This is a genomic window from Hahella chejuensis KCTC 2396 (assembly GCF_000012985.1).
Taxonomy (GTDB): Bacteria; Pseudomonadota; Gammaproteobacteria; order Pseudomonadales; family Oleiphilaceae; genus Hahella; species Hahella chejuensis.
Window position 1 is genome coordinate 1,837,724 of sequence record NC_007645.1, and the last position, 11,187, is coordinate 1,848,910.

An 11,187-nucleotide genomic window follows, 5' to 3' on the forward strand; every position below is an offset into this window, starting at 1 on the left:
AAGCTTACCTTTGCATGTGATTCATATCACGCACATCCCCTCAACCACATATAAACTAAACTATTATTTGTACTGGTTTAGTAAAACGGGGGAAGTGTGCCGCTTGCATCCAGAGTTATGCAGTATCTGAACCGGCAGGGAGTGCCGTATCAACAGATACACCATGATCGCGCAGGCAATATCGATGCTGCTCTGAAGGCGGCGGAGGTATTGCCTGACTGTGTGGCGGTTGCGGAAATCCTGGTGGACGCCAAAGGCGTCGTGATGGCGATCACCGAATTTGGGACGCAAATGAACCTGGACGCCCTCAATAGCGCGATTCGGCGCAACCTGCAGCGACTTACCGGACGCCAGGCGGATCGTTTGTTCCGGGATTGCGAACCCGGTTCACATCCCCCTATCGCCAACGCGTACGGCGTTCATGCCGTGTGCGATGAGCGTCTGTTCGCCAAGGAGCAGATATACATTCAGTCAGGGTGTCATAACACTTTGCTGCGCTTGGACCGCGAAAGCTTTCAGAGAGTGATGAGTAGTGCTATAAAGCTTAAGCAAGGCTGTTGCGAGGCGCAGGCAATGAATCCTTTGTCATCAGATACTCCAGAAAGTCCCGATGTAGGCGAAGCCAACGCTGAGCGCGTGGCGGAGCGGCTGAAGCGTCTTTACAAGCTGCCGCCGATGCCGACGGTTGCGACGCGGATACTGCAGGCAACCTCTGATCCTGACGCGACGGCAGGCGAGCTGGCGGCGATTATTGAGCAGGACCCCAGCCTTGCGGCGCAGATTATGCGACAAGCCCGTTCCGCGTTGTATGGGTACAGGGGGAAGCTGGAAAGCGTCAAGGATGCGGTGATGCGGGTGCTCGGGTTTGAACGCGTCAGTCAGTTGGCCCTGTCTATTTCCGCCAGTAAGGCGTTTGATCTGCCCAATGAGGGGCCTCTTGGCATTGTCTGTTTCTGGCGTCATGCGCTGCATGTTTCCTTGCTGGCCCAGCGCTTGGCGTTCCATGTGCCGGATGACCGCATTAATCCGTCTCTGGCGTATCTGACAGGGTTGCTGCACAACTTCGGTATTCTGCTCCTGGGGCATTTATTCCGCCCTGAATACACCATGCTCAATAAACTTGCGGAAGCGGACCCAATGGCCGAACTGGCCGTGCTGGAAAAACAGGTGCTTGGCATGGGCGGCGCCAAGGAGTTGGTCGGGTTGGGGCACGGGATGCTGGGCTCTATTCTGTTGGAGCATTGGAGGTTGCCGAAGGAAGTCTCTATGACCGCCGCCGGACATCAGGTTAAAGATTATCACGGCCCTTATGAGGATTATGTCTTGCTGATTCAGTTGTCCAACTGCTTGCTCAAAGAGCTTGAGTTAGGCGACGACCAAGTTCCGGACGACCCGGTGTACTACGCCAAGCGTTTGGATATACAGCCTGAGATCGTGTTCGAAGTGTTCGAACAGCTGAAGCAATCCAGCGATTCATTGAATCAATTAGCCTCTAAAATGGGCTAGTTCCGCCGGCCCGCCGCCGCCCGGGCGGCTTTATCGAGATTGGCGCTTCAGGTTGCCTGCCTATATCCGTATAATTCAGCTCTTTGCTAATCTTCCCTACAATGTGCAGCGTCTCTAATCGGATGTGAATTGTCGCCGGAATCGCGGGGAAATGCGATTAGAATCAATGTGTTGAGATTGGTCGCACACACGGCCATGATGGAGCTCGACAATAATAACTCGTCGACAGACTGCTGCGTCGGCCTGTAGCCGGCGCAAGCGCACAGGAATTTGTTGCTTGGATCAGGAGTGTAATTGGTATGAGAATTATTTTGTTGGGCGCACCCGGCGCCGGAAAGGGCACGCAAGCGCAGAATATTATGAAGAAATTCGGGATACCCCAGATTTCCACTGGCGACATGCTGCGCGCTGCAGTAAAAGCAGGCTCTCCATTGGGTCTGAAAGTGAAAGAGGTTATGGCGACGGGCGGATTGGTGTCGGATGAAACCATTATCGCGCTGGTCAAAGACCGCATTAAAGAAGACGATTGCGCCAACGGTTTTCTGTTTGACGGCTTTCCTCGCACGATCCCACAAGCGGAAGCGCTGCGTGAAGCCGGTGTGAAAATTGATCATGTCGTAGAAATCGCTGTGGATGATCAAGAAATCATCAAGCGTTTGAGCGGACGTCGTGTGCATGAGGCCAGCGGCCGTGTTTATCACGTCGACTACAATCCACCCAAGGTGGAAGGTAAGGATGACGTTACCGGCGAACCTTTGGTTCAGCGTGAAGACGATAAAGAAGAAACTGTGCGCAAGCGTTTGGAGGTTTATCACTCCCAAACTGCGCCGTTGGTCGACTACTATCGCAGCTGGGCGGAGAAGGACGCGGACGCGGCGCCGGAATATTTGCGCGTTGAAGGCGTCGGGTCGGTAGACGAAATTCGTGACCGTGTCTTCACCGGGCTGCAGAAGTAATACCGGTATCTTCATCCTCGGGCGGCGCTGTTCAGCGCCGCTTTCTCTTCAGAATTTATTGAACAATCCTCATGGCAAAAATACTAGCGCTGGACACATCAAGCGACGCCTGTTCCGTAGCCTTATGGAACGACGGTGAATTGACTGAATTGCTGGAAACGACGCCGCGAGCTCACGCTAAACGCTGCTTGCCCATGGTTGATAGTTTGCTTGGCGATAGCGGCTTGCGCGTGGGGCAGTTGGATGCGCTGGCGTTTGGGAGAGGGCCGGGTTCATTTACCGGACTCCGCATCGCCGCGGGCATTGTTCAGGGACTGGCTTTTGGGGCGGATTTGCCTGTTGCCCCTGTTTCTACGCTGGAAGCGATGGCGTTCGCCTGGTTTAAGCGTCAAGAATGTACAGGCCAGGTGGTGTGCCTGCTTGATGCGCGTATGAACGAAGTGTATTGGGCTGGCTATGAGCGTTCCTCTGATAGCGTTAAAGAAGTCTATGGGGAGCAGGTTACGCCGCCAGAAATGGTTGCTGCTCCCACTTTGGGGCAGAAGCCGGCGATTTTAGGGAGCGGCCTGGTTTACCTTGAACGCTTGCCGTCCAGTTTGGTGGAAAACGCTTCTGTACAGGAGCCTGAATGGGCCCCACGCGCTGCTGCGATGGCTGAAATGGCGGTGTCGATGTTTGAGGCGGGGCGGGTAGTATCCGCCATCGAAGCCCAGCCTATTTATTTACGTGATGAAGTGGCCTGGAAAAAACTTCCCGGGCGCTAAAAGCCGTTAGTTTCTCTTTCTGTTTACCTCTCCAAACTTTCACGAATGTCGCGCTTGACGTCGACCTCGACAAGTGGAACTTTAAGGGGCTTTTTTGTGCTTAATTTTTTTATGGGAACATTTTTAGATGACTTGGCTTGAAATCGTTGTTTTGGCGCTGATCCAGGGGCTGACGGAGTTTCTTCCTATTTCCAGTTCCGCGCATTTGATTCTTCCCTCTGAGGTTTGGGGTTGGCAGGATCAGGGGCTGGCGTTTGACGTAGCTGTTCATGTCGGCACTTTGCTGGCGGTTATGGTTTATTTTCGCGCTGATATTTTCAATTTGCTCAATGGATGGATTAAGCAGATTACTGGCGGCGGAGCATCACAAGAGTCGCGTCTTGCCTGGGCGGTTATTCTCGGCACTATACCTGCTTGCGTGGCGGGATTGTTGCTGGACAGTTGGATAGAAGAGAACCTGCGCTCAGCGTTGGTTATCGCCCTGACGACAATAGGTTTCGGGGTGTTGTTGGGGATGGCTGACCGCAAAGAAGGAACTCGCGATATTGATCAGTTTACTCTGAAAGACGCGTTGATTATTGGCGTCTCACAAGCATTGGCGTTGATTCCGGGTACTTCGCGTTCTGGCATTACCATGACGTCGGCCTTATTTCTGGGATTGAATAGGGACACTGCGGCCCGTTTCTCTTTCCTGCTGTCTATCCCTTTGATCGCCGCAGCCGGGCTGTTTAAAGGGCTGGAGTTGGCGGATACCGGGACCAGCTCGCAATGGTCGGAGATTGCCGGTGCGACACTTATTTCAGCCGTCAGCGCCTATGCCTGTATTCACTTATTTTTAAAATTTTTACAGAAGATAGGTTTCATGCCATTCGTAATCTATCGCATGCTATTAGGCGCAGGCCTGCTGGTCTGGTTGTATGTAGCCTAAGTTGGGCGCCCGTATTTGTGCGGGCCGCCACTAACGGCTGTAGCGGGGCGGTCTATACTTTAAAGACCGTCCTGGCAATCTGCACGGAGCCTTGCTAATTGAGCGTCTCTATAATTGACATGGACCGGGCGTTAGTCGCCGGAAGGATGGCTGCATGATTGGCGGAGTCGGCTCCTCGCTGCCGTTACTGCCCACTATTAAGCGCAATGATGGACCAACTGTCAGCGATGCAAATGCGTCGCCTCGTGATGAGTCACAGCGTCGCAGTGTCGAACAGGCGCTTCCTGTGGAAGAAGCGCAGCAGACCAGAACGCAGGAAAGTATTCCTTTTCGTCGTGTTAACGCCAATAATTCCGCTGAGCAAACACAGCTGCAACGGAAGCCCGAGCCGGATGATGTCTCTCTTGCCGCGCAACAGGCTATACAAACCTATCAGTCTACCGCCAATAATGCGCCTCGTGATGGCGTTGATAGCTTGGTAAGCATAGATTTGTTCGTTTAAAGTCCTACTCAAATACCCTTCTTTTCTTTCTTCTATGGATATTTCGCCATGATTTCTTATGACGATCAGGTGTTGGTGAGCTATAGCAATCAGCGCTGGGAGGAGGCTGAAGCGTTTTCCTCTCAGTTCGGTTTGCGCCTTGTCGCTTTGGAGGCATTGCCGGCCAAAAGCGACAGGGCTGTGTACTTGCTCAACTTCTCCGACACGAGGGTTGAGTTGGTCAACTGGCGCGAGCAGGCGCCGGGGCCGGTATTTGTGGACTTTGTCGAAGGTGCGCTAGCCTATCGGCGCGAGCATGGCGGCGGCCGAGGTGAAATGGTGGCCAAGTCTGTCGGGCTGAAAGGCGAAGTAAAATGCCTGAATGTGCTGGACGCTACAGCGGGCTTGGGAAGGGATGCCTATGTGCTGGCGGCGCTGGGGTGTCATGTAGTGATGTACGAACGTAATCCGTTGGTGCACGCTCTATTGGCGGATGGTTTGCGTCGTGCGCTAGAGTGTGCTGACGCTGCGTCAGTGGTCTCGCGTATGACGCTGCATCTGGGAGAGGCCTTTAATACATTTCCTGATGGGATAGATGTAGTTTACCTCGACCCTATGTTTCCTGAGCGTCGCAAGAGTAGCGCTGTGAAGAAAGAAATGCAGGCGTTTAAGGATATTGTCGGCGCTGATCCTGATGCGGACGAGCTATTGGCGGCGGCCTTGCGGCAGGAAGTTAAGCGAATAGTGGTTAAGCGACCAAAGGGGGCTCCGTGTTTGTTGGGGCGTGAGCCAAGTTTTACTGTGACGGGAAAAAGCGGTCGGTTCGATGTTTACGCGCTACGTAAGTTGACCGGTGGGTAGCCTCAACCGGTTGTAGCCGCGCAACGGCGCACTGCGTCTGGATAAAATAACTGATCCGAATTCTATTTAGCGCCTTTTTGAGGCGCGGTTCCGCCGTTGCGTCAGCGGATTTTTACGATTGCCGATTCGATAAATGGGCTTCGTAATACTTCAATGACTTTTAGTTGTTGCTTGGGATAATTACGTCTTCGTCAAATTGATTTTCCATGATTCCCCTCCTTATTAAGGACTGGTTAAATATAGTCCAATTATCCACAAAACAAGTTAGGTAGAGTTACCTATCTATACTAATGTACTAATTATCAACCCCTGTTTATCCCCACTGATTACAGCATGTTAACGATCTATTCCAAGTTATTTTGTATATGCTTTTTGCGCTCTAACTTGTATCAAACCGTCGCTGCAGGCGAAAAATATTTATGAGCCTATTGGATTTGTTGTTGGGCCTGCTGGCGAATCTTGCGTGGGGATTTAATTTTATTGCAGGTAAGGAGGGCGCCCAACACTTTCAACCTCTATTGTTTACCGCTTTGCGTTTCGCCATTTTGCTGGCGTTGACGGCGCCATGGTTGAAGCCGGCGAAGGGGTATATGAAGCCGTTGCTGTCGGTTGCATTTGTATTGGGCGTATTACACTTCAGTATGATGTTCCTGGGACTTAACGCAGGAGGGAATATTGCTTCGGTCGCGATTGCCACACAGCTTTATGTTCCGTTCTCAGCCATCCTGGCGGCGGCGATATTAAAAGAAAGTATTGGGTGGATTAAAGGAGGGGCGATTGTTCTTGCTTTAGCCGGGGTATTCATAATTGGGTTTGACCCAGTCGTCTTTAACCATCTGGATGCTTTGGCTTGGGTGGTGGGCGCCGCTGCGAGCATGGCGGTTGCGACCATATTGATGAAGCAGTGTCCGACGTTAGGAGTTATGCGGCTGCAGGCATGGATTGCTCTGGTGGCTACTCCGTCGCTGCTGGCGTTGTCTTATATATTTGAGGACGGCCAGTGGTCGCTTTTGGTTCAAAGTGAATGGAGTGACTACTGGGCTCCACTTTATTCGGCTGTGGCGGCGTCTATTATTGGTCATGGCATTGTGTATCGTTTGCTTGGGCGTTACAGCGTTTCATTAGTTACTCCGATGATGTTGCTGGCCCCGATATTTGCGATGGTGTTTGGAGTAGTGTGGTTTGGGGATGTGTTGACCTGGAAGTTGTCCCTCGGCGGCGCGTTAACGTTGTTGGGAGTGGTTATCATTAATATACCCAGGGAACAGTTGCGGCGAGTAATGCACTTGCTGGCTGGTAAAAGAGGGGCTTCGGTCTAAGCTTTCTAAAAAATAGAATTTTCCGTCTCAAATTTATCGATATTTATACGAAAAAATTGGGATTAGACTACGGCAATTGATGATGGGAGCTGCTTAAGATGTGGAAAAATACGCAACAAAATTATGGGCTTATAGCAATTCTGCTGCACTGGCTGGTTGCGCTTGTTGTTTTCGGTTTATTCGGACTGGGGCTCTATATGACAGACCTGTCTTATTACGACGCCTGGTATCAAAAAGCTCCTTTCATTCATAAAAGCATCGGTATGTTGCTGCTGTTTGTCATTGTATTCAGATTGGTTTGGCGGTTTATCAATGTGCGCCCTGAACCAGAACCTTCACTGAGCCGTATCGAAAAGGTCGCCAGTGAATGGGCGCATCGTCTGCTGTACTTGTTGTTGATCGCCACCATGATCGCCGGATATCTCATTTCCACTGCTGATGGGCGCGGCATTGATGTGTTCGGATGGTTTGAAATTCCTGCTTTGCTCCCTCCTGTGAAAGGGATGGAGGATATTGCCGGTGAAGTTCACGAATGGTTGGCGTGGACATTGGTGGGGTTAGCCGTACTGCATGCATTGGCGGCTATCAAACACCATGTGATAGATAAAGATAAAACTCTGATGAGGATGTTTTCACCTAAATAGCCGCCAGTGCTGTCGGCGGGTTATTTAAACCGATACGTTTTAACTTAGATCCAAGGAGATAAACAGTAATGAAGAAGAGCATCGTTGGCGCTGTATTGGGCGTTATGTTGACTGGCGCGGCATCTGTACATGCAGCGGATTTCGTCATGGACACCAAAAATGCGCACTCTTTTATTCAGTTCAAAATGTCCCACCTGGGTTACAGCTGGGTGCTGGGCCGTTTCAACAAGTTTGACGGCGAATTTTCATACGATGAGGCAAACCCCTCTGCGGCGAAAGTATCCGTGAACATCGATCCCTCCAGTGTAGACACTAATCACGCCGAGCGTGACAAACACATTCGTAGCGAAGACTTCCTGCATGTAGACGAGTTTCCCTCCGCGAAGTTTGTAAGCAAGAAAGTGATTCCCGAAGGTGACGGAAAAGCAAAAATCGTTGGCGATCTGACTCTGCGTGGCGTTACCAAAGAAGTGGTATTGGACGCTAAGCATATCGCTGGCGGCAACGATCCTTGGGGCGGCTATCGCGAAGGTTTTGAGGGTACAACTACTTTTAAGCTGAAGGATTTTGGCATTCCCAAAAGCCTGGGACCGGCAGCGGAAGAAATCCAGCTTTACATGACAGTAGAAGGCATCCGCAAGTAAGACCTTGCCCTGATTATCCCGCTGCGGCCCCGTTTGGAGCCGTGGCGGGGGATAACTTCATCAACATTTAGTTTGGCAATGGGTCTCTTCGTTTACTTCTCTTTTCTCGCTCCATTGCACCAATTGTTGCAACACTTTCTCTCCCACCCGAATTTGCGGCTCCGACGGAGTAAATCCATCTCTTTTCTCCCAACGACTTACTAAGTCCCTGGCTTTGTCGAACGCGGCGACGAATGAAGGCGTTTGCGTCAGTGATTCGACCAGGAAGGCGCGTCCGAAATAGGTGTACTCAGCATCGTCGCTGCAGCCAAATGATGTTCTATCAGATCGAGCCGCTGTGATTACGAGCGTGTTTTCATTCTCAAGATGGGGGATGACTCCGCCCGAATAGCAGGCGGAAATGACGACGACTTTCCATTTGAACGGACTGGCGTTGAGTATTTCGCCAAGCTTTTCTGCTGGCACGTCATTCAACGGCAGGTTGCTGAGACTGCTGGCGATGCTGTGATCCTCTCCGCCGTGGCTGGTCATGAAGAGAAACAGAATATCCTCCTCTGGCTGGATTAAGGTCTCCATATGATTGAGCGCTGTCTCAAGGTTCGTCGCGGTGGCGAGAGGAGCCCCTTCCGGATTGTTGACGTCGTTGACCAGGATTAACTCTTGCTCTGAGCGTGTGTATTGTTGATTGAACAAACGTTTGGCGAAAGCGACCTCATTGGCGAAAACCTGCTGTTCGCCCCAGCCTGCGTAACCAATGAAAAACATGTCCTGCTCCCCGGGTTTGGAAGCCTGTAGTTTTTCCAGTTGCTTTTGCAGTAAAGGTCCCTGGCGACTCAGTATGCGTTCCGCGTTCAGGGCGGGCGCCTGGGGTTCTTGTGCGAGGTTTTGGCTGTAATCTGTGATCCAGAAATCATAAAAGTATAAGTAGTGCGCAGGCAGGAACGTGATGATCGTCAGCAGTAATGCAGCAGAGATTTGACGAAGAGGGAGGCCGACGGAGGATAAACTGATCGCGCGATAGGCGATGAGCAGCGTCCAGGCGATCAGGGCGTAATATGACCACCAGAACAGCTGAGGGTAGTCGGAATAATATGCGAGGGTGACTTCCTGCTCGAATACTGTATAGAGGACATATGGTGCAATGATCGAATTGAGAAACAGCGTGGGAATGCGATATTGCGAATAGGGATCGCCAACTATCTTGCTGGCGACAAAACTACCCGCCAGAACAGCGACCAACAGGAAGGTTTCGCTGAATAGCCCTTCCGCCTGAAATATGCGCGGGCTCTCTGTTGCGTATATCCCCATGAGAACGCTTACCAGAGCGCCAATGACGGCGACGAACCAAAAAGCGCCCGGGCTCAAACGGAACCGAATGGAGGTGGCGGGAAAGAAGAAGGCCAGGCGTAAACCCTGGACAAGATTATCAAGCATACTGAAGCGCCGTTTAATGAGTAGGGCTGTTGGCGGTCAGTATAACCTTAAGGGGAGGTAAGCTGAATCGGAGGGATGGGCGCATTCCCTGCGCCCGGCTATTCGTCAACGGCGCAGGGATTGCGCCGCAATAAAATTAGCCTACAGCGTTGTCAAACTGCTTTTGCACAGAGGCGGATGGCTCTTCCGTCGCTAGAGATACTGCGATAATCGCAACGGTAGCGAGGATGAAACCGGGGATGATTTCATACAGGTCGAACAGTCCTCCGCTCAGTTGCTTCCAGACCACAACAGTGATGCCGCCCACAAGAATGCCTGCGAGGGCGCCATTACGGTTCATGCGTTTCCAGAACAGGGCCAGGATCAATGCCGGTCCAAATGCTGCGCCGAATCCCGCCCATGCATAACTCACCATGCCCAGTACTTTGCTATCTGGGTTCAATGCAATCAATGCGGCGATGACGGCGATGACGACTACCGCCAGACGGCCAACGTTGACCAGTTCCTGCTGGCTTGCATCTTTACGGAACAATGCTTTGTAGAAGTCTTCAGCCAGTGCGGATGAGGAGACCAGCAACTGAGAGTCTGCTGTACTCATGACCGCCGCCAAGATCGCCGCCAACAGAATGCCGGCTACAATTGGATTGAACAGTGCATTGATCAACAGCATGAAAGCTTTTTCCGAGTCTTCCAGCGGATTTTCGAAGTAAGAAATCGCTGCAAAACCACAGGCGAGGGCTCCGATCAGCGTGAGAGCGGTCCAGGACACGGCAATGCGACGCGCCATGGGAATATCGTTTTCTGAGCGAATGGCTTTAAAACGAGCCAGGATATGGGGTTGACCGAAGTAGCCCAGGCCCCAGCCAAGCAGAGACAGAATGGCGATAATGCCCAGAGGTTCGCCTTTTACGCTGGTCCATACGTTCAGCATCTCGGGGTTTTTTGCCGCCATTGCTGCATTGGCTGCACTCCAGCCGCCATCAGCGTTAATAGCGATAACCGGTACGATGACCAGCGCCGCCGCCATCAACAGACCTTGGACCACATCGGTCCAGGAAACTGCGAGGAAACCGCCGAAAAGCGTATAGGACACAACAGCCAGCACGCCTGCGAATACCGCCCAGTTATAGTCCAGGCCAAACACAGTTGCGAACAGCTTACCGCCTGCAACCAAACCGGAGCTGGTGTAGAACAGGAAGAACAAGAGAATGAAGAAAGCGGAGATCACCCGCAGAAGGCGGCTGCTGTCTTCAAAGCGGTTTTCGAAAAACTCGGGAAGAGTCAGAGAATCGTTGGCCGCTTTACTGTAAACGCGCAGACGACGCGCAACGATAAGCCAGTTCAGCCAAGTGCCAGCTAACAGACCTATAGCGATCCAGGCGGCTTCATAGCCTGCGGCGTACGCATAGCCAGGCAAGCCTAACAGCAGCCAGCCGCTCATGTCGGATGCGCCGGCGCTTAACGCGGAAGGAAATGGGCCAAGGCTACGCCCACCTAAAATATAATCGGAGAGGTTCTTAGTGCGTAAGTATGACCAAACTCCAATACCCAGCATCCCTAACAGATATACTAAGAAAGTCATTCCCACAGCAAATTGATTTTCAATCATGCTAGGTTACTCCTGCTTGTTTTTTAATTGTTCTATGAAAG

11 protein-coding genes are annotated in these 11,187 nt (G+C 51.8%); 9 read left to right on the forward strand and 2 right to left on the reverse strand.

All coding sequences use genetic code 11. The features are described 5' to 3' along the window. Positions 1–96 precede the first annotated feature (96 nt). The 9 genes from HCH_RS08205 to HCH_RS08245 all read left to right on the forward strand — a co-directional run bounded on the left by HCH_RS08205 (position 97) and on the right by HCH_RS08245 (position 8,103). A complete protein-coding gene (locus HCH_RS08205; protein ID WP_011395724.1) occupies positions 97–1,506 on the forward strand; it encodes an HDOD domain-containing protein in 1,410 nt (469 codons plus the stop codon). A 299-nt stretch (positions 1,507–1,805) separates the two neighbouring features. Further along, positions 1,806–2,462: an adenylate kinase gene (gene adk, locus HCH_RS08210; RefSeq protein WP_011395725.1), complete on the forward strand. Its 657-nt coding sequence runs from the start codon at positions 1,806–1,808 to the stop codon at positions 2,460–2,462. Positions 2,463–2,533: 71 nt separating this feature from the next. After that, a complete protein-coding gene (tsaB, locus tag HCH_RS08215; RefSeq protein WP_011395726.1) occupies positions 2,534–3,226 on the forward strand; it encodes a tRNA (adenosine(37)-N6)-threonylcarbamoyltransferase complex dimerization subunit type 1 TsaB in 693 nt (230 codons plus the stop codon). 127 nt (positions 3,227–3,353) lie between these two features. Then, complete coding sequence (locus HCH_RS08220) at positions 3,354–4,154, forward strand: undecaprenyl-diphosphate phosphatase (protein ID WP_011395727.1); 801 nt, start codon at positions 3,354–3,356, stop codon at positions 4,152–4,154. Between the two features lie 154 nt (positions 4,155–4,308). Beyond that, positions 4,309–4,656 carry a hypothetical protein gene (locus HCH_RS08225; RefSeq protein ID WP_011395728.1) on the forward strand — a complete coding sequence of 116 codons (348 nt, stop codon included), beginning with the start codon at positions 4,309–4,311 and terminating at the stop codon, positions 4,654–4,656. A gap of 48 nt (positions 4,657–4,704) precedes the next feature. Further along, on the forward strand, positions 4,705–5,496 hold the full coding sequence (locus HCH_RS08230) for a class I SAM-dependent methyltransferase (protein ID WP_011395729.1): 792 nt from the start codon (positions 4,705–4,707) through the stop codon (positions 5,494–5,496). A 419-nt stretch (positions 5,497–5,915) separates the two neighbouring features. After that, positions 5,916–6,815, forward strand: a complete 900-nt coding sequence (locus HCH_RS08235; protein WP_011395730.1) for a DMT family transporter — start codon at positions 5,916–5,918, stop codon at positions 6,813–6,815. 98 nt (positions 6,816–6,913) lie between these two features. Beyond that, complete coding sequence (locus tag HCH_RS08240; protein WP_011395731.1) at positions 6,914–7,459, forward strand: cytochrome b; 546 nt, start codon at positions 6,914–6,916, stop codon at positions 7,457–7,459. Between the two features lie 68 nt (positions 7,460–7,527). Next, positions 7,528–8,103, forward strand: coding sequence for a YceI family protein (locus HCH_RS08245; RefSeq protein WP_011395732.1), 576 nt, complete (start codon positions 7,528–7,530; stop codon positions 8,101–8,103). A 60-nt stretch (positions 8,104–8,163) separates the two neighbouring features. Here HCH_RS08245 and HCH_RS32195 read toward each other — a convergent pair whose 3' ends face one another. Together HCH_RS32195 and putP are read right to left on the reverse strand one after the other, a co-directional pair. After that, positions 8,164–9,537: a C13 family peptidase gene (locus HCH_RS32195; RefSeq protein WP_011395733.1), complete on the reverse strand. Its 1,374-nt coding sequence runs from the start codon at positions 9,535–9,537 to the stop codon at positions 8,164–8,166. A gap of 136 nt (positions 9,538–9,673) precedes the next feature. Beyond that, positions 9,674–11,146, reverse strand: a complete 1,473-nt coding sequence (gene putP, locus HCH_RS08255) for a sodium/proline symporter PutP (RefSeq protein ID WP_011395734.1) — start codon at positions 11,144–11,146, stop codon at positions 9,674–9,676. Between the last annotated feature and the right edge of the window lie 41 nt (positions 11,147–11,187).